Below are 18,844 nucleotides of genomic sequence, written 5' to 3'. Positions count from 1 at the left end.
CACTGACAACCGGACAGCCGGAAGGGGCGGCCCCCCAGCCGGGAGGCCGCCCCTTCCGTGGTCGGGCCCCGGGGCGGAAGGGGCCGTCCCTGTCGGCGCCGGCCCCGGTCAGGGGAGGGGCGGCGCCGAGACCGGGTCACTTCTTGTCGAGCAGGTCCTGGACCTTCGTGCGGACCTCGTCCGTCGCCAGCCCCCGTATCGTCAGCGTCGTCCGGCGCCGCAGCACGTCGTCGGCCGTCTCGGCCCACTCGGTGTCACGGGCGTAGACGACCTGCGCCCAGATCTCGGGGGCGTCCGGGTGGACGCGCTCGCCCAGCTCGGGGTTCTCGTTGGCGAGACGGGCGATGTCGAAGGCCAGCGACCCGTAGTGCGTGGCCAGGTGCCGCGCTGTGTCGGCGCCCATGCGGGGGCCGGGCGCCGGGCGGTCGACGAGGAGCCGGTGGGCGACCGCGCGCGGGTTGGCGACCCCCGGCAGCGGCAGCTTCTTCGGCAGTGAGGCGACCGGCTCGAAGTCCTCACCCAGGGGGTGCCCCGGCAGCGCCTCCAGCTTCTTCATGATCGTGCGGCCGATGTGCCGGAAGGTCGTCCACTTGCCGCCCGCCACGGACAGCATGCCGCCCCGGCCCTCGGTGACGACCGTCTCGCGCTTGGCCTTCGCGGTGTCACCGGGACCGCCCGGCAGCACCCGCAGACCGGCGAAGGAGTACGTGATCAGGTCACGGTCGAGCTGCTGGTCCCGGATGGAGAACGCGGCCTCGTCCAGGATCTGGGCTATGTCCTTGTCGTTGACGGCCACGTCCGCCGGGTCGCCCTCGTACACCTCGTCGGTCGTGCCGAGCAGCAGCATGTCCTCCCAGGGGAGGGCGAAGGTGATGCGGTACTTGTCGATCGGGGTGGCGAGCGCGGCCTTCCACGGAGCCGTCCGCTTCAGCACCAGGTGCGCGCCCTTGGACAGCCGGATGGACGGCGCCGCGTCCGGGTTCTCCATTCTGCGCAGGTGGTCGACCCACGGCCCGGTCGCGTTCAGCACCAGCCGGGCGCTCACGCCGAACTCGTCGCCGGAGAGTCGGTCGCGCAGCTCGGCACCGGTCACCCGGCCCTTGGTGAACCGCAGCCCGGTGACCTCGGCGTGGTTCAGGACGACGGCACCCGACTCGACGGCCGCGCGGACCGTCATCAGGGCCATCCGGGAGTCGTTCATCTGGTCGTCGCCGTACACGGCCACGGCCTTGAGGTTGTCGGTGCGCAGCTCGGGCACGTCCTGCGCGGCCTTCGACGGCGAGAGCAGATGGCCCACGCCGTCACCGAAGGCCGACAGCGCGGAGTAGGCGAAGACGCCCGCCCCGAGCTTCGCCGCGCCGTGCGGCCCGCCCTTGTACACGGGGAGGTAGAACGTGAGCGGGTTCGCCAGGTGGGGGGCCACCTGGCGGGACACCGCACGGCGCTCGAAGTGGTTCTCCGCCACCAGCTTCACCGCGCCGGTCTGCAGATAGCGCAGACCGCCGTGGAGCAGTTTGGAGGAGGCGGAGGAGGTGGCGCCGGCGAAGTCGCCGGCGTCGACCAGCGCCACCCTGAGCCCGGCCTGCGCGGCATGCCAGGCGGTGGAGATGCCCAGGATGCCGCCGCCGATCACGAGAAGGTCGTACGACGCCTTGGCGAGCTGCTCCCGGGTCTCGGCACGGCTCGGGTTCGAGCCGGACGCCGGGCGCGTCCCCAGGGCAGGCAGGGTCTGCAGGGTGGTCTGACTGGTCATGTCGGGTTATTACTCCTCATCAGAGCCGGTGTCGGAGCCTTCGTCGGCTCCTGTTCAGCTCTCGTCCTCGAGCCAGCCCATGGTCCGCTCGACGGCCTTGAGCCAGCTCTTGTACTCACGGTCGCGGGTCTCCGCGTCCATGCGGGGCGTCCACTCGGCGGCCCGTCGCCAGTTGGCGCGCAGGTCGTCGGTGTTGGTCCAGAAGCCGACGGCGAGACCGGCGGCGTAGGCGGCACCGAGGCAGGTGGTCTCGGCGACCATCGGGCGCACCACGGGGGCGTCGAGGAAGTCCGAGAGGGTCTGCATCAGCAGGTTGTTGGAGGTCATGCCGCCGTCGACCTTGAGGGCCGCGAGCTCGACGCCCGAGTCCTTGGTCATGGCGTCCGTGATCTCACGGGTCTGCCAGGCGGTGGCCTCCAGGACGGCGCGCGCGAGGTGCGCCTTGGTGACGTACCGGGTGAGACCGGCGATCACACCGCGGGCGTCGGAGCGCCAGTACGGGGCGAACAGGCCGGAGAAGGCCGGCACGAAGTAGGCACCGCCGTTGTCCTCGACCGAGAGCGCCAGCGTCTCGATCTCGGCGGCGGTGGAGATGAGGCCCATCTGGTCGCGCATCCACTGCACCAGCGAACCGGTGACGGCGATCGAGCCCTCCAGCGCGTAGACCGGCTTCTGGTCGCCGATCCGATAGCCGACCGTGGTCAGCAGGCCGCTGTAGGAGTTGATGATCTTCTCACCGGTGTTCAGCAGCATGAACGTGCCGGTGCCGTACGTGGACTTGGCCTCGCCCTCCTCGAAGCAGGTCTGGCCGAACAGGGCCGCCTGCTGGTCGCCGAGCGCGGAGGCGACCGGGATGCCGCCGAGCAGGTCGCCGAGCCTGCCGCCGGTGACCTCGCCGTACACCTCGGCGGAGGAGCGGATCTCGGGCAGCATGTTCAGCGGGACGCCGATGGACTCGGCGATCTTCTCGTCCCACTCCAGCGTGTGCAGGTTCATCAGCATGGTGCGGGAGGCGTTGGTGACGTCGGTGTAGTGCTTGCCGCCGTCGACACCGCCCGTCAGGTTCCAGATGACCCAGCTGTCCATGGTGCCGAAGAGGATGTCGCCGGCCTCGGCGCGCTCGCGCAGACCCTCGACGTTGTCCAGCAGCCAGCGGGCCTTCGGACCGGCGAAGTACGAGGCCAGCGGCAGGCCGGTCTCGCGGCGGAAGCGGTCCTGGCCGACGTTGCGGCCGAGCTCACGGCAGAGGGCGTCGGTGCGGGTGTCCTGCCAGACGATGGCGTTGTGGACGGGCTCACCCGTGTTCTTGTCCCAGAGCAGCGTGGTCTCGCGCTGGTTGGTGATGCCGATGGCCTTGATGTCCTCGCGGGTGATGCCGGCCTTCTCGATGGCCCCGGCGACGACCTCCTGGACGTTCGTCCAGATCTCGGTGGCGTTGTGCTCGACCCAGCCCGGCTTCGGGAAGATCTGCTCGTGCTCCTTCTGGTCGACGGAGACGATGCGTCCGTCGCGGTCGAAGACGATGCAGCGGCTGGAGGTGGTGCCCTGGTCGATGGCGGCGATGAAGGGCCCGGCGGTGTGGGCGTCGGTCACGGTGTGCTCCTGGAAGTCACTGGGTATGGGGCTGTACGTACGGCGCGTGCTGAGCGTTTCGAGAGAGCCGGGGTTTTCCGGGATCCGCGGCTCGGTGCTCTCAAGCGAAGGCGACGTTGTAGATGCCTGCAGCGATGGCTGCGCCGATCAGGGGGCCGACCACCGGGACCCAGGCGTAGCTCCAGTCGGAGCCGCCCTTGTTGGGCAGGGGCAGAAGGGCGTGGACGATACGCGGACCGAGGTCACGGGCCGGGTTGATCGCGTAACCGGTCGGGCCACCGAGGGACAGACCGATGGCGACCACGACGAGCGCGGTGATCAGGGCGCCGAGAGTACCGAGACCCTTGTTGTCGTTGTTCAGGCCCTGCGTCAGGACCGCCAGGACGAGCACGATGGTGCCGATGACCTCGGTGGCGACGTTCTGCCAGGCGACGCGGACCTCGGGGCCGGTGGAGAAGATGCCGAGCACGGGGCCGGCGCCGGCCTCCCGGGCCTCGACGGACTTGCTCTTGGCGCCCTTCGCGGCCGGATCGCCGACGATGTCCTTGTCGGTGAGGTGGGCGTGGAACTGGCCGTAGTAGGCGACCCAGACCAGAGCCGCGCCGATCATCGCGCCGAGCAGCTGCCCGCCCCAGTAGACCGGGACATCGCTCCACGCGATGCCGTTCTTCTTCAGCGCGAGCGCGAGGGTCACGGCCGGGTTGAGGTGGGCGCCGGAGAGCGGCGCGGAGGTGTAGACGGCCGTCAGAACGGCGAAACCCCACCCGAAGGTGATGGCGAGCCAACCGGCGTTACGGGCCTTGGAGGCCTTCAGGGTGACGGCCGCGCAGACGCCGCCGCCGAGCAGGATGAGTATGGCGGTACCGATGGTCTCGCCGATGAAGATGTCGGAGCTGGACACCCGCGACTCCTTTGTCCTTCGTCCAGGGGAAGGCGAACCCCGGGTCCCATCCGGGGGTCCGCGCCCTCGGGGGTGAGAGCTGTCCCGGCCCTTGGCGTTGTCACACTCTAGCGCGTATTGCCGGTAGGTGTTCGACAATGCCGACCGATGGACGCGAGTCTCGCTGTGGCGTGAGTGCCTAGTCAAGGGTCCTGTTATCGAAAACACGATCGTTATTGATCGAAGTGGCTTATCGATCTTGAGACCGCTGGTATGGGTGCCCGCGCCGGTGCGCCACGCGTACGCGCACGAGGGAGCCGGACGCGGCGAAGGCCGGGACGCCCCAGGGGTGTCCCGGCCTTCGCGGGTCAGGTTTCGCAGGTCAGGTCAGGTCAGGCAGGTCACGTCGGGTCGGGCCAGGTCCGGTCACGTCAGGTCGCGTCGGGCCAGGTCGGGCCGCGGGGTCGTCAGAACCGCCCGGCGCCCAGGTCCCGCGACACCGCGCGGGCGCAGTCCCGTACGGCCGCGATCAGCTCGGGGCGCAGCTCGCCCTCGCGGCACAGCCGCTCCACGGCGCCGGTGATGCCGACCGCGCCGACGGGCATGCGCCGCCGGTCGTGGATGGGGGCGGCGATGGACGCCACCCCCTCCCAGGTCTCCTCGACGTCGGCCGCGTACCCGCGCGCGCGGGTGATGTCCAGGACGCCCTCGAAGTCGTCCAGGGTGTGGACGGTCCGGTCGGTGAACGCCTTGCGCTCGCCCTCCAGGACCTCGCTGTGCGCCACCGGGTCGTACGCCGAGAGGACCTTGCCCAGGGCCGTGGAGTGCAGAGGCTGCATGGCCCCTATCTCCAGGACCTGACGGCTGTCGTCGGGCCGGAAGACGTGGTGCACGATCAGTACGCCCTGCTGGTGCAGCACGCCCAGATGGACGCTCTCGCCGCTGGAACGGGCCAGGTCGTCCGTCCAGACCAGGGCGCGCGCCCGCAGTTCGTGGACGTCCAGATAGGTGGTCCCGAGCCGCAGCAGCTCGGCCCCCAGCTGATAGCGCCCGGAGGCGTCGTCCTGTTCGACGAACCCCTCCTGCTGGAGCGTGCGCAGTATCCCGTGGGCGGTGCCCTTGGCGAGGCCCAGCGACGAGGCGATGTCCGACAGGCCGAGCCGCCGCTCGCCGCCCCCGAGCAGCCGCAGCATCGCGGCCGCCCGTTCGAGCGACTGGATGTTCCGTGCCATCGCCGTCCTGCCTCCGTCCCCTTCGGCCGCCGTACGCGACTGAACTACCATCGTTCGGCAATGTCGAACACTACCGGTCGTTGCCGACCTCCCGCCAATGGCCGTCAACAGCTTTTCGGCCACACTCCCCGAGCGGTGACGTTCCCGTGCCCGACCGGTGCCCGTTCGGCGGTCATGTGATCGTGGGGTGTGCGTTCGGTGCCGTAGCGGTGTCCGTCGTTCTTTTCGTCGTCGGAGTAAACCGCACTCGGCCACGTACGCCACGCCCGTCCGTCCCGTGGACTCCCCTGACCCTCCGCGGCGCTCCGGGCTACCCTTGCGGCGTGCGCCTTCCATGGGAAGCCGCAAAGCCGACAGCCGTCGCACTCCAGGGAGCAGCTCCATGGCCTCGTTGCCGAACCCGTCCCCTTCGTCCGCCGCCGCCGGGCGGGCCCGATCCGACGCCCTGCGCGAGGCCCTCGCCACCCGTGTGGTGGTCGCCGACGGCGCGATGGGCACGATGCTTCAGGCCCAGGACCCCACGATGGAGGACTTCGAGCAGCTGGAGGGCTGCAACGAGGTCCTGAACGCCACCCGCCCCGACATCGTCCGCGCGGTGCACGCCGCGTACTTCGACGCGGGCGTCGACTGCGTGGAGACCAACACCTTCGGCGCGAACCTCACCGCATTGGGCGAGTACGACATTCCCGAGCGCACCGCCGAGCTGTCCGAGGCCGGTGCCCGTATCGCCCGCGAGACGGCGGACGAGTTCGCCGCGCGCGACGGCCGTCAGCGCTGGGTGCTGGGCTCGATCGGTCCTGGCACCAAGCTGCCGACCCTCGGCCACACCACCTTCACCGCCATCCGGGACGCGTACCAGCAGAACGCCGAAGGTCTGCTGGCCGGCGGCGCCGACGCGCTGCTGGTGGAGACGACCCAGGACCTGCTGCAGACGAAGGCCTCCGTCATCGCCGCCCGCCGTGCGATGGAGACGGCCGGATACGACGTTCCCCTGATCGTCTCGGTGACGGTCGAGACGACGGGCACCATGCTGCTCGGCTCCGAGATCGGTGCCGCCCTGACGGCGCTGGAGCCGCTGGGCATCGACATGATCGGCCTGAACTGCGCGACCGGCCCCGCCGAGATGAGCGAGCACCTGCGCTACCTGGCCCGCCACTCCCGCATCCAGCTGTCCTGCATGCCCAACGCCGGCCTGCCGGTCCTGACCAAGGACGGCGCCCACTACCCGCTCACGGCCCCCGAGCTCGCCGACGCCCAGGAGAACTTCGTCCGCGACTACGGCCTGTCCCTCGTCGGCGGCTGCTGCGGTACGACGCCCGAGCATCTGCGGCAGGTCGTCGAGCGCGTCCGGGACCTCACGCCCGGCGCACGCGACCCGCGCCCCGAGCCGGGCGCCGCCTCCCTCTACCAGACCGTCCCGTTCCGCCAGGACACCGCGTACATGGCGATCGGCGAGCGGACGAACGCCAACGGGTCGAAGAAGTTCCGTGAGGCCATGCTGGAGGCCCGCTGGGACGACTGTGTGGAGATGGCCCGCGACCAGATCCGCGAGGGCGCCCACATGCTCGACCTGTGTGTCGACTACGTGGGCCGCGACGGCGTCGCCGACATGGCCGAACTCGCCGGTCGCTTCGCCACCGCCTCCACCCTCCCGATCGTGCTGGACTCCACCGAAGTGCCCGTCATCCGGGCCGGGTTGGAGAAGCTCGGCGGCCGTGCGGTCATCAACTCCGTCAACTACGAGGACGGCGACGGGCCCGAGTCCCGCTTCGCCAAGGTCACCGCGCTCGCCCAGGAGCACGGCGCCGCGCTGATCGCGCTGACCATCGACGAGGAGGGGCAGGCCCGCACGCCGGAGACGAAGGTCGCGATCGCCGAACGCCTCATCGACGACCTCACCGGCAACTGGGGCATCCACGAGTCGGACATCCTCATCGACACCCTGACCTTCACCATCTGCACCGGCCAGGAGGAGTCCCGCAAGGACGGCATCGCCACCATCGAGGCGATCCGTGAACTCAAGCGCCGCCACCCCGAGGTGCAGACGACGCTGGGTCTGTCGAACATCTCCTTCGGCCTCAATCCGGCCGCCCGCATCCTCCTCAACTCCGTCTTTCTCGACGAGTGCGTGAAGGCGGGCCTGGACTCGGCGATCGTGCACGCCTCGAAGATCCTGCCGATCGCCCGCTTCAGCGAGGAGGAGGTGCAGACCGCTCTCGACCTCATCCACGACCGCCGCGCCGAGGGCTACGACCCCCTCCAGAAGCTCATGGCGCTCTTCGAGGGCGCCACCGCCAAGTCGCTGAAGGCCGGCAAGGCCGAGGAACTGGCCGCCCTCCCGCTGGAGGAACGCCTCAAGCGCCGCATCATCGACGGCGAGAAGAACGGCCTGGAAGCGGACCTCGACGAGGCCCTGCGGACCCGTCCCGCCCTCGACATCGTCAACGACACCCTCCTGGACGGCATGAAGGTCGTCGGCGAGCTGTTCGGCTCCGGACAGATGCAGCTGCCGTTCGTGCTCCAGTCCGCCGAGGTCATGAAGTCCGCCGTCGCCCACCTCGAACCGCACATGGAGAAGTCCGACGCTGAGGGCAAGGGCACCATCGTCCTGGCGACCGTGCGCGGCGACGTCCACGACATCGGCAAGAACCTCGTCGACATCATCCTGTCCAACAACGGCTACAACGTCGTCAACCTCGGCATCAAGCAGCCGGTCTCCGCGATCCTCGACGCGGCCAAGGAGCACCGGGCCGACGTCATCGGCATGTCCGGCCTCCTGGTCAAGTCCACAGTGATCATGAAGGAGAACCTGGAGGAGCTGAACCAGCGCGGCCTGGCCGCCGACTACCCGGTCATCCTCGGCGGCGCCGCCCTCACCCGCGCCTACGTCGAGCAGGACCTGTACGAGATCTACGGCGGCGAGGTCCGCTACGCCCGCGACGCCTTCGAGGGCCTGCGCCTGATGGACGCCCTCATCGGCGTCAAGCGCGGCGTGCCGGGGGCGACCCTGCCCGAGCTGAGGCAGCGCCGCGTACGGGCGACGGCCACCGCCACGGCGGTCGAGGAGCGCCCCGAGGAGGGCCACGTCCGCTCCGACGTCGCCACCGACAACCCCGTCCCCACGCCCCCGTTCCGGGGCACCCGCGTCATCAAGGGCATCCAGCTCAAGGAGTACGCGACCTGGCTGGACGAGGGCGCCCTCTTCAAGGGGCAGTGGGGGCTGAAGCAGGCCCGCACCGGCGACGGGCCGACCTACGAGGAACTCGTCGAGACCGAGGGCCGGCCCCGGCTGCGTGGCCTGCTGGACAAGCTGCAGACCGACAACCTCCTCGAAGCGGCCGTCGTCTACGGCTACTTCCCCTGCGTCTCCAAGGACGACGACCTGATCATCCTGGACGACGACGGCAACGAAAGGACCCGGTTCTCCTTCCCGCGGCAGCGACGGGGCCGCCGGCTGTGCCTGGCCGACTTCTTCCGCCCGGAGGAGTCCGGCGAGACCGACGTGGTCGGCCTTCAGGTCGTCACCGTCGGCTCCCGCATCGGCGAGGAGACCGCCAAGCTCTTCGAGTCCAACTCCTACCGCGACTACCTCGAACTCCACGGCCTGTCCGTACAGCTGGCCGAGGCCCTCGCCGAGTACTGGCACGCCCGCGTGCGCTCGGAGCTGGGATTCGCAGGGGAGGACCCGACCGTGATCGAAGACATGTTCGACCTCAAGTACCGGGGTGCCCGATTCTCCCTCGGCTACGGTGCCTGTCCCGACCTGGAGGACCGCGCCAAGATCGCGGAACTGCTGGAGCCCGAGCGGATCGGCGTACAGCTCTCGGAGGAGTTCCAGCTCCACCCCGAGCAGTCCACCGACGCGATCGTGATCCATCACCCCGAGGCGAAGTACTTCAACGCGCGATAGCGCTCCGCCCGGGGTGCCGTTGCTCGTCCGCGGGTTTGTTGTGGCCGGCCGCGCCCACGCGGCGCAGCCGCACCTCGAACACGGCACCGCGCCCCTTGCGGGGGCGCGGTGCATCCTCGTCCAAAGGCGCTTCCAGGCGCGGCGTCGTAGACTGGACGGTCCACCGCAGGCCGGTTCCCCACCCGGGAACCGGCCTGCTCGTCCCACAAGGAGGTGCGCCGGATGACGACGACGATCCCCGCGCTAGGAACCCGTACGGCCGAAGGCTCCGCGCTGCAGGCCGTGCTCCTCGACATGGACGGCACCCTGGTGGACACCGAGGGCTTCTGGTGGGACGTGGAGGTGGAGATCTTCGCCGGCCTCGGTCACACCCTCGACGACTCCTGGCGTCATGTCGTGGTCGGCGGTCCCATGAGCCGCAGCGCGGGCTTCCTGATCGAGGCCACCGGCGCCGACATCACCTTCCCCGAGCTGAGCGTGCTGCTCAACGACGGCTTCGAAGCCCGTATCGGACACGCGCTGCCCCTGATGCCCGGCGCTTCCAGACTGCTCGCCGAGCTTGCCGCGCACGGCGTCCCCACCGCCCTGGTCTCCGCCTCGCACCGGCGCATCATCGACCGCGTCCTGACCTCGCTCGGCCCCCAGTACTTCGCGCTGACCGTCGCGGGCGACGAGGTCGAGCGGACCAAGCCGTTCCCGGACCCCTACCTTCTCGCGGCCTCCGGTCTCGGCGCGGATCCGGCCCGGTGCGCGGTCATCGAGGACACCGCGACCGGCGTCGCCGCCGCCGAGGCCGCCGGCTGCCACGTGGTCGCCGTCCCGTCCGTGGCCCCCATCGCTCCCGCCGTCCGGCGCACCGTCGTGACCTCGCTGGAAGAGGTCGACCTGCCATTTCTGCGCGGCCTGATGACGACGACGGGCAATTGAAAACGCAAGCAATTCCAAGATCGCGCACAGCGCCCCGCGCCGGGAATTCGGTCCGCTCGCAATGACTGAATTCCCGGACTCGGGAACCCCTTTCCGTCTGTGACGTTTACCACTCGCGCAGGACTTCGGGGTGGCCTCCGGGCGCGCCCAATCCCCGCATTCAGGGGTGTTCGGCACGCCCTTGTGTCCCGATTGGTGAAGGGTGCACCCAAAGATTCCGTGCGCACTACACCGTTTGTGTCCACATCCGGTTCCGCAGCGTGATGGGAACTCAACTCCGGTGCGCGCGGGCCCCTCTGGCGGTGCGGGCTAATCTCGACACGAGAACATCGCCGTACTTCCCGTGACGCGCTCGCACCACCCCGCCAGCACCCGTCCCGGAACACAGCTCTGGAGAAACGCGAGCATGAACCGCAAGACCTTGGTGCTGCCGGCCGCGATCGGGCTGCTCGCCCCGGTACTCGCCGCCTGCGGTGCCACCGACAGCGCGGGTGGCAGCGGCGACGCGATCGTCGTCGGCACCACCGACCGGTTCACCGCCTCGAAGGGCGCCCCGGCCCCCATCGACCCGGCCTACGCCTACGACGTCGGCACCTGGAACATCCTTCGCCAGACCGTGCAGACCCTCCTGGTCCAGCCCCCCGGCGACGGCGAACCGGAACCCGAAGCCGCCTCCAGCTGTTCCTTCACCGACAGCGGCAACGAGCGCTACGCCTGCACCCTGCGCAGCGGCCTGAAGTTCGCCGACGGCTCCCCGGTCACCGCCGAGGACGTGAAGTTCTCCATCGACCGCGCCCGCTCCCTCAAGGCCGACAGCGGTGTCTTCGCCCTGCTGTCCACCATCGACCTCGTCGAGACCAAGGGCGACAACGAGGTGATCTTCCACCTCAACAGCCCCGACGCGACCCTCCCGTACAAGCTGTCCACCCCGGTCGCCGGCATCGTCAACCCTGCCGACTACGACAAGGGCGAGCTGCGCGACGGCTTCGAGGTCGACGGCTCCGGCCCGTACACCCTGGACGCCGAGGTCGAGAACAACGAGCTGGTCCGGGCCGTCTTCACCAAGAACCCCAACTACAAGGGGCAGTTGGACCCGCAGAACGACAAGGTCGAGCTGCGCTCCTTCGCGAACGCCGACGCCATGGGCACCGCCCTGAAGGACGGCGACATCGACCTGATGACCCGCACCATGACGCCGGAGCAGATCACCAAACTCTCCGAGTCCGCCGACAGCGACATCGACGTGATCGAGTCCGCCGGCCTGGAGATCCGCTACCTCGCCTTCAACACCGACGCCTCCCCGGTCAGGAGCACGGCCGTCCGCCGGGCCATGGCCGAGATCATCGACCGGGGCGAACTCGTCTCCAAGGTGTACGGCTCCCAGGCCGAACCCCTCTTCTCGCTGGTCCCCGCCGGCATCACCGGCCACTCCAACTCGTTCTTCAACAAGTACGGCGACCCGGACGTCGACAAGGCGAAGTCGACCCTGGAGACCGCAGGCGTCACCACCCCGGTGAAGCTGACCCTGCACTACACGACCGACCACTACGGCTCGGCCACGAAGAAGGAGTTCGAGCTGCTGAAGAAGCAGCTCAACGGCAGCGGCCTGTTCGACGTGACCATCAAGGGCGCCCCCTGGTCCACGTTCCGCCCCGCCGAGCAGGAGGGCGAGTACGCGGTCTACGGCATGGGCTGGTTCCCGGACTTCCCCGACGCCGACAACTACCTCGCGCCCTTCCTCGACAAGGACAACTTCCTCGGCCTGCCGTACGCCAACCGCGAGATCCGCACCGAGCTGATCCCCGATTCCCGCCGCGCGGCCGACCGTCTCACCGCCTCGGGCAGCCTCACCGGCATCCAGGACATCGTCGCCGACGACGTGCCGATCCTCCCGCTGTGGCAGGGCAAGCAGTACGTCGCCGCCCGGGACGACATCACCGGCGCCGAGTACGCCCTCAACGCCGCCTCGACGCTCCAGCTCTGGGAGCTGGGCCGCGGCAGGGGCGACTGACCGGACCTCACCACACCTCCGGACAGAGGCCGTCCGGCCTCGGGGGAACCCGGAGCGCCCGCAATGCACCCGACGACACAAGGCATCCATACGTGAACATACGCACCCAGTGGCCCGTCCTGACCATGGCGACAGGGCTTGCCGCCGGCCTGCTGACCGGTTGTGGCTCCGACTCGGGGGGCTCCGGGGACTCCGGTTCCAACATCGTGGTGGGGATGTCCGACGACGTCCTGGCCACCGACCCCGCCTCCGGCTACGACCCCGGATCCTGGCTCCTCTTCAACAACGTCTTCCAGTCGCTGCTGAGCTTCCCCAACGGCGCCACCGAGCCCGAACCGGACCTCGCCGAGGAATGCGCCTTCGCGGACAACGGCACCAAGGTCTACGAGTGCACCCTCAAGAGCGGCCTGAAGTTCAGCAACGGTGAGGCGCTCACCGCGAAGGACGTCAAGTTCTCCTTCGACCGCATGCTGAAGATCAACGACGACGCCGGCCCCGCGATCATGTTCCCCATGCTCGACAAGGTCGAGACCCCGGACGACAAGACCGTCCGCTTCGACCTCAAGTACGCCGACGCCACCTTCCCCAGCAAGATCGCCTCCGGCGCCGGCTCGATCGTCGACGAGAGCTCCTACGACGCCGACGGACTCCGCAAGGACGGCGAGGCGGTCGGCTCCGGCCCCTACAAACTGGAGTCCTTCGGCGACGACGAGGCCGTCTTCACCGTCAACGACAACTACAAGGGCACCGCCGACGTCGAGAACACCGGCGTCACCCTCAAGTTCTTCCACGGCGACCAGGACGCCCTGAAGAAGGACCTGCTGGAGGGCGACCTCGACGTCACCTACCGCGGCCTCAGCGCCTCCGACATCTCCGACATCGAGACCGACACCTCCACCGCCAACGGAGTCGACATCGTCGACGGCACCGGCGCAGAGGTCCAGCACCTCGTCTTCAACATGGACGACCCGGTCACCGGCAAGCTCGGCGTCCGCCAGGCCATCGCCCACCTCCTCGACCGAGAGGCCCTCGTCGACAAGGTCTACCAGGGCACCGCCACACCGCTGTACTCGATCATCCCGGCCGGCATCACCGGCCACAACACGGCCTTCTTCGACACCTACGGCGCCCGCCCCTCCGTGGACAAGGCCGAGGCCGCGCTGCGCGCCGACGGCATCACCGACAAGGTCGAACTGACCCTCTGGTCGACACCGTCGCGCTACGGCCCCTCCACCGACGAGGAACTGGAGGCCATCGCCGGGCAGCTCAACGACAGCGGGCTGTTCGACGCCGACGTGGAATCCGTCGCCTTCGGCCAGTACGAGAAGGACATCGCCGCCGGCAAGTACGGCGTGTACGTGAAGGGCTGGGTCCCCGACTACCCGGACCCCGACAACTTCACCGGCCCCTTCTTCGGCAAGGGCAACGTGCTGGGCAACAACTACGCCAACGACACCATCACCGGTGAACTCCTCCCGAAGACCGCCGCCGAGAGCGAGCGCTCCTCCACGGAGAAGGAGTACGCCGAACTCCAGAACCTCGTCGCCACCGACGTCCCCCTCATCCCCATCTGGCAGGCCAAGCAGTACGCCGTCGTCGGCGACGACGTCTACGGCCTGGAGTACTGCCTGGACGCGTCGACCGTCTTCCGCTTCTGGGAGATCAGCAAGGACTGACGCGACGCGGCCACACACACCGAGGGCGCCCTCTTCACAGGAAGAGGGCGCCCTCGGCGCGCAATGCGATGCCCGCCGCCTACTGCGCGCCGGGGCGCACCAGCCCGCTCTCGTACGCGTACACCGCCGCCTGCACCCGGTCCCGCAGCCCCAGCTTGGTCAGCACATGACCCACATGCGTCTTGACCGTGGTCTCACTGACGAACAGATCGGCGGCGATCTCCGCGTTCGACAGACCACGGGCCACCAGCTTCAGCACCTCGACCTCACGGTCGGTCAGCGTGTGCAGCGTGTCCGGCACCGGCTCGTCACCCGACGGCAGATGCACCGCGTACTTGTCGAGAAGCCGGCGCGTGATGCTCGGCGCGAGCATCGCCTCCCCGCCCGCCACCACCCGGATCGCCTGCACCAGCTCATTGGCCGGCGCGTCCTTGAGCAGAAACCCGCTGGCACCCGCCCGCAGCGCCTCCACCACGTACTCGTCCAGGTCGAACGTGGTCAGCACCAACACCTTGGCCGGACCGTCCCGCCCGGGCCCGGTGATCTGCCGGGTCGCCTCCACCCCGTCCATCCGAGGCATACGGATGTCCATCAGCACCACATCGGGCTGCAGCGCCCGCACCTGGTCGAGGGCCTGCAGACCGTCTCCGGCCTCCCCGACGACCGCGATGTCCTGCTCCGCCTCCAGAATCATCCGGAAGCCGGTGCGCAGCAGCGGCTGGTCGTCGACCAGTAGGACCCGGACGGCCACGAAAGTCTCCTTCGCTAGGGCCTGTCCTCTGGATCAGGCCGGCTTCGGGCCCCCGCGGCCCAGGCCTGATCCACCGGACAGGCCCCAGTCCGGGCCCATTCTGCCCTGTCAGTCGGCGGCCGACCCGGGCGACCTCACCTGGAGGGGATACGGCGGGGGAGTACCGCCGAACTCCGGACACACCGACCGGTGGTCGCACCAGCCGCACAGCTTCGTCGGCCGGGGCCGCCACTCACCCGTCTCCGTGGCCAGCCGGATCGCCTCCCACAGCGCGAGCAGCTTGCGCTCCACCCGCTCCAGATCCGCGATCACCGGGTCGTACGTCAGAACGTCACCACTGCCGAGATAGACGAGCTGCAACCGGCGCGGCACCACCTGCTTCAGCCGCCACACCACCAGGGCGTAGAACTTCATCTGGAACAGCGCACCCTCGGCGTACTCGGGTCGCGGCGCCTTGCCCGTCTTGTAGTCGACGATCCGCACCTCGCCGGTGGGCGCCACATCCACCCGGTCGATGATCCCGCGCAGCCTGAGCCCCGATTCCAGCTCCGCCTCCACGAACAACTCCCGCTCGGCGGGCTCCAGACGCGTCGGGTCCTCCAGGGTGAACCAACGCTCCACCAGCTGCTCGGCCTCGGCCAGCCAGCGCGCCAGCCGCTCACCCTCCGCGTCGTCCGCGAACAGCTCCACGACCTCCGGCCTGGTCTCCCGCAGCCGGTCCCACTGTCCGGGCACCAGCGACCTGGCCCGCGGTGCCGTCCGCTCGGCCGCCGGCGCGTCGAAGAGTCTCTCCAGCACCGCGTGGACCAGCGTGCCGCGCGTCGCCGCCTCGCTCGGCTTCTCGGGCAGCCGGTCGATCACCCGGAACCGGTACAACAGCGGGCACTGCATGAAGTCGCTGGCGCGCGAAGGTGACAGCGAGGCGGGCGGCGCGGCCGCCCGCACGGCAGGACGGCCGTCCTCGCCGCCCCCGGGAACGGCGGCCGTGCCGTCGGTGCTGGTTTCCATGACCCCAGACCATACGGCCCACCACTGACAGTGACAGCCACGGGCCCGTTGGACCACCGACCGACACCGCACACGCCGACACCCGTGTGCCTCGTGCGACGCGGGGGAGAAGACAGGGGGTGCCGGGGCGGAACGCGCCCCGCCGACCGCATAGCATCGACCGCAGACCCTTCCGCCCGGCCACCGGGCGCGGAAGACGCTTCGAACGAGGGGACATCGTGGAGACGAGCGGCGGGAGCGGGCAGCCGCGGTCCGACAGCGACGGGGCGCCCGAGCGCGCACACCGCGACGCGACCGAGCCACCGGCGGAGAACGGCGCCCCCACCCACGCCCCGACCCGCCACACCCCCGACGAGCCCGCCACCACCTCCGAGGCCCCCCGGGCGGCAGACGCTCCCGAGAAGACCGACGACTCGGAAACCCCGGACGCCTCCAAGCCCACCGGCCCCACCGAGGAGCAGAGCCCCACCGAGGAACAGAACGCCGCCGACGGACAGGGCACCACCGAGCACCACGGCGCCGCCCGGGAACCAACCGCTCCCAGGCCCCCCGGAGACTCCGAGCCCCCGGCCCCGTCGAAAACCCCCGTACACAAGCCGTCCGCGGCCTCAGCCGACCCACCACCGCCGGCCCCGCCGAACCAACCCCCGACGGACCCGGCCGACCGTCCCTCGGCGGACGCCGTGGACGAACCGTCGGCGAACCCGGTGAGCGAGCCCCCGGCGGCGGACCCGGAAACCCCGGCCGACCTGGACAAGGCGCCGACGGACGAGCCAGAGCGCACGGCAACTTTCGCGCGCCCCCACGCCCCCTCGGGCGCCGCACCCAAACCGCCCGAGCGCCCCAAGGACCCAGGCGGCGGCATCCTCATGGGCCGCCCCTTCGGCGTGCCCGTGTACGTCGCACCCAGCTGGTTCCTCGTCGCCGCCCTCATCACCTGGGTCTTCGGCGGCCAGCTCGACCGCGTCCTGCCCGAACTCGGCGCCGCCCGCTACCTCGTCGCCCTGTTCTTCGCGATCGCCTTCTACGCCTCCGTACTCGTCCACGAACTCGCCCACACCATCGCCGCCCTGCGCTACAAACTGCCGGTGCGCCGCATCCAGCTCCAGTTCTTCGGCGGCGTCTCGGAGATCGAGAAGGAGTCCGAGACCCCCGGCCGCGAATTCGTCCTCGCCTTCGTCGGCCCCCTGCTCTCCCTGATCCTCGCGGGCATCTTCTACGTGGCCATGCTCGCCGTCGAACCGGGCACCGTCCCCGGCGTCCTCCTCGCCGGCCTGATGATCTCCAACCTGATCGTCGCCGCGTTCAACCTGCTGCCCGGACTGCCCCTCGACGGCGGCCGCATGCTCCGCGCCGTCGTCTGGAAGATCACCGGCAAGCCCATGACCGGCACCATCGCCGCCGCCTGGGTCGGCCGCGCCCTCGCCGTCAGCGTCCTCATCGGACTGCCACTGCTCACCCAGTCCGGACTGCTCGGCGCCGCCGCCGAGGACAGCGTCGGCATGGACACCGTCCTGGACGCCCTCCTCGCCGCCATCCTCGCCGCGATCATCTGGACCGGCGCCGGCAACAGCCTCCGCATGGCCCGCCTGCGCGAACACCTGCCAGAACTCCAGGCCCGCGCCCTCACCCGCCGCGCGGTCCCCGTCGAGACCGACACCCCCCTCTCCGAAGCCCTGCGCCGCGCCAACGAAGCCGGCGCCCGCGCCCTCGTCGTCGTCGACCTCGACGGCGAACCCGTCTCCCTCGTCCGCGAGGCCGCCATCGTCGGCGTACCCGAACACCGCCGCCCCTGGGTCGCCGTCAGCGGCCTCGCCCAGGACCTCACCGACGGCATGCGAGTCTCCGCGGAACTCGCCGGCGAAGACCTCCTGGACGCCCTCCGCGCGGCCCCGGCCACCGAGTACCTGGTCGTCGAGCAGTCGGGCGAGATCTACGGAGTCCTCTCGGCGGCAGACGTGGAGCGTGCCTTCGTGAAGGCGATGGCAAGGCCCAGCTGAGCGCCCCGACACAGGCGCGGGGCCGCGTTCGACACACGGCTCCGCCCACGCGGGCCTGACCAGCCACGACGAACCCGCGATGCCCACGGACCCCGGCTCACCGAGGCCGTGGTCAGCGAGCCCCCCGGGGACCGGTACGCTGACTCACATGTCCGAACCGACCGGTGCCGCCCGCCGTCGCGGGCCCTTCAAGGTCGGGGACCAGGTCCAGCTCACCGACCCCAAGGGACGCCACTACACGTTCACGCTCGAAGAGGGAAAGAACTTCCACACCCACAAGGGTTCCTTCCCGCACGACGAGCTGATCGGCGCTCCCGAGGGCAGTGTTGTCCGCACCACGGGGAACGTCGCCTACCTGGCGCTCCGCCCCCTGCTCCCCGACTACGTCCTGTCCATGCCCCGCGGCGCCGCCGTGGTCTACCCCAAGGACGCGGGGCAGATCCTCGCCTTCGCCGACATCTTCCCCGGCGCCCGCGTCGTCGAGGCCGGCGTGGGCTCCGGCTCACTCAGCAGCTTCCTGCTGCGCGCCATCGGCGACCAGGGCATGCTGCACAGCTACGAGCGCCGCGAAGACTTCGCCGAGATCGCACAGGCCAACGTGGAGCGCTACTTCGGCGGCCCCCACCCCGCCTGGCAGCTCACCGTCGGCGACCTCCAGGACAACCTGAGCGACACCGAGGTCGACCGCGTCATCCTCGACATGCTCGCCCCCTGGGAATGCCTGGAAGCCGTCTCCAAGGCCCTCGTCCCCGGCGGCATCGTCTGCTGCTACGTGGCGACCACCACCCAGCTCGCCCGCACCGTCGAGTCCATCCGCGAGATCGGCTGCTTCAACGAGCCGAGCGCCTGGGAGTCGATGATCCGCAACTGGCACATCGAGGGCCTGGCCGTCCGCCCGGACCACCGGATGATCGGCCACACCGGCTTCCTCCTCACCGCCCGCCGCCTCGCCGACGGCGTCGAGCCGCCCATGCGCCGCCGCCGCCCCTCCAAGGGCGCCTACGGCGAGGACTACTCCGGCCCCAACGCCGACGGCGGCGCCGGCCGCTGAGCCACCCCCGGGGTGGGCGGCCCACGCCGCCCACCCCGGCATCACGGGCCGC

12 protein-coding genes are annotated in these 18,844 nt (G+C 70.1%); 6 read left to right on the top strand and 6 right to left on the bottom strand.

Annotated features, from left to right (window positions below):
* Positions 1 to 136: 136 nt before the first annotated feature.
* The 4 genes from OG858_RS09110 to OG858_RS09095 all read right to left on the bottom strand — a co-directional run bounded on the left by OG858_RS09110 (position 137) and on the right by OG858_RS09095 (position 5,458).
* Positions 137 to 1,753, bottom strand: coding sequence for a glycerol-3-phosphate dehydrogenase/oxidase (locus OG858_RS09110; RefSeq protein WP_086747098.1), 1,617 nt, complete (start codon positions 1,751 to 1,753; stop codon positions 137 to 139).
* 54 nt (positions 1,754 to 1,807) lie between these two features.
* Positions 1,808 to 3,346 carry a glycerol kinase GlpK gene (gene glpK, locus OG858_RS09105; RefSeq protein WP_086747097.1) on the bottom strand — a complete coding sequence of 513 codons (1,539 nt, stop codon included), beginning with the start codon at positions 3,344 to 3,346 and terminating at the stop codon, positions 1,808 to 1,810.
* Positions 3,347 to 3,446: 100 nt separating this feature from the next.
* The gene (locus OG858_RS09100) at positions 3,447 to 4,247 is read right to left on the bottom strand and encodes an MIP/aquaporin family protein (RefSeq protein ID WP_086747096.1); all 801 of its coding nucleotides are present in this window, start codon (positions 4,245 to 4,247) and stop codon (positions 3,447 to 3,449) included.
* A 446-nt stretch (positions 4,248 to 4,693) separates the two neighbouring features.
* On the bottom strand, positions 4,694 to 5,458 hold the full coding sequence (locus OG858_RS09095) for an IclR family transcriptional regulator (RefSeq protein ID WP_086747095.1): 765 nt from the start codon (positions 5,456 to 5,458) through the stop codon (positions 4,694 to 4,696).
* Positions 5,459 to 5,840: 382 nt separating this feature from the next.
* Between OG858_RS09095 and metH the strand changes: the two genes are divergently transcribed.
* The 4 genes from metH to OG858_RS09075 all read left to right on the top strand — a co-directional run bounded on the left by metH (position 5,841) and on the right by OG858_RS09075 (position 13,982).
* Positions 5,841 to 9,368, top strand: a complete 3,528-nt coding sequence (gene metH / locus OG858_RS09090) for a methionine synthase (protein WP_086747094.1) — start codon at positions 5,841 to 5,843, stop codon at positions 9,366 to 9,368.
* Positions 9,369 to 9,590: 222 nt separating this feature from the next.
* A complete protein-coding gene (locus OG858_RS09085) occupies positions 9,591 to 10,295 on the top strand; it encodes an HAD family hydrolase (RefSeq protein ID WP_086750912.1) in 705 nt (234 codons plus the stop codon).
* A gap of 406 nt (positions 10,296 to 10,701) precedes the next feature.
* Positions 10,702 to 12,306 (top strand): ABC transporter substrate-binding protein, encoded by a 1,605-nt coding sequence (locus tag OG858_RS09080; RefSeq protein WP_328545005.1) that lies wholly within the window; start codon positions 10,702 to 10,704, stop codon positions 12,304 to 12,306.
* A 92-nt stretch (positions 12,307 to 12,398) separates the two neighbouring features.
* Positions 12,399 to 13,982, top strand: coding sequence for an ABC transporter substrate-binding protein (locus OG858_RS09075; RefSeq protein WP_086750910.1), 1,584 nt, complete (start codon positions 12,399 to 12,401; stop codon positions 13,980 to 13,982).
* A gap of 79 nt (positions 13,983 to 14,061) precedes the next feature.
* Here the strand turns inward: OG858_RS09075 and OG858_RS09070 are convergent, their stop codons facing one another.
* Together OG858_RS09070 and OG858_RS09065 are read right to left on the bottom strand one after the other, a co-directional pair.
* Positions 14,062 to 14,733: a response regulator gene (locus OG858_RS09070; RefSeq protein WP_046709843.1), complete on the bottom strand. Its 672-nt coding sequence runs from the start codon at positions 14,731 to 14,733 to the stop codon at positions 14,062 to 14,064.
* A gap of 108 nt (positions 14,734 to 14,841) precedes the next feature.
* Positions 14,842 to 15,741: a RecB family exonuclease gene (locus OG858_RS09065; RefSeq protein WP_319263388.1), complete on the bottom strand. Its 900-nt coding sequence runs from the start codon at positions 15,739 to 15,741 to the stop codon at positions 14,842 to 14,844.
* 218 nt (positions 15,742 to 15,959) lie between these two features.
* Here OG858_RS09065 and OG858_RS09060 point away from each other — a divergent pair, with 218 nt between their 5' ends.
* Both OG858_RS09060 and OG858_RS09055 read left to right on the top strand, forming a co-directional pair.
* Positions 15,960 to 17,741, top strand: a complete 1,782-nt coding sequence (locus tag OG858_RS09060; protein WP_319263386.1) for a site-2 protease family protein — start codon at positions 15,960 to 15,962, stop codon at positions 17,739 to 17,741.
* Between the two features lie 148 nt (positions 17,742 to 17,889).
* Entirely contained in the window at positions 17,890 to 18,792 is a 903-nt protein-coding gene (locus tag OG858_RS09055) for a tRNA (adenine-N1)-methyltransferase (RefSeq protein ID WP_037701818.1), read from the top strand.
* Positions 18,793 to 18,844 lie beyond the last annotated feature (52 nt).

Origin of the sequence: Streptomyces europaeiscabiei (assembly GCF_036346855.1) — a bacterium.
Classification (GTDB): domain Bacteria; phylum Actinomycetota; class Actinomycetes; order Streptomycetales; family Streptomycetaceae; genus Streptomyces; species Streptomyces europaeiscabiei.
The sequence above is the reverse complement of the archived record's forward strand: the minus strand, read 5'-3'. Positions and strand labels throughout refer to the sequence as shown.

Excerpts from the sequence above, each read along its gene's own strand:
- OG858_RS09110 (WP_086747098.1), bottom strand. The coding sequence starts at position 1,753 with ATGACCAGTCAGACCACCCTGCAGACCCTGCCTGCCCTGGGGACGCGC.
- OG858_RS09095 (WP_086747095.1), bottom strand. The coding sequence starts at position 5,458 with ATGGCACGGAACATCCAGTCGCTCGAACGGGCGGCCGCGATGCTGCGG.
- metH (WP_086747094.1), top strand. The coding sequence starts at position 5,841 with ATGGCCTCGTTGCCGAACCCGTCCCCTTCGTCCGCCGCCGCCGGGCGG.
- OG858_RS09085 (WP_086750912.1), top strand. The coding sequence starts at position 9,591 with ATGACGACGACGATCCCCGCGCTAGGAACCCGTACGGCCGAAGGCTCC.
- OG858_RS09080 (WP_328545005.1), top strand. The coding sequence starts at position 10,702 with ATGAACCGCAAGACCTTGGTGCTGCCGGCCGCGATCGGGCTGCTCGCC.
- OG858_RS09065 (WP_319263388.1), bottom strand. The coding sequence starts at position 15,741 with ATGGAAACCAGCACCGACGGCACGGCCGCCGTTCCCGGGGGCGGCGAG.
- OG858_RS09055 (WP_037701818.1), top strand. The coding sequence starts at position 17,890 with ATGTCCGAACCGACCGGTGCCGCCCGCCGTCGCGGGCCCTTCAAGGTC.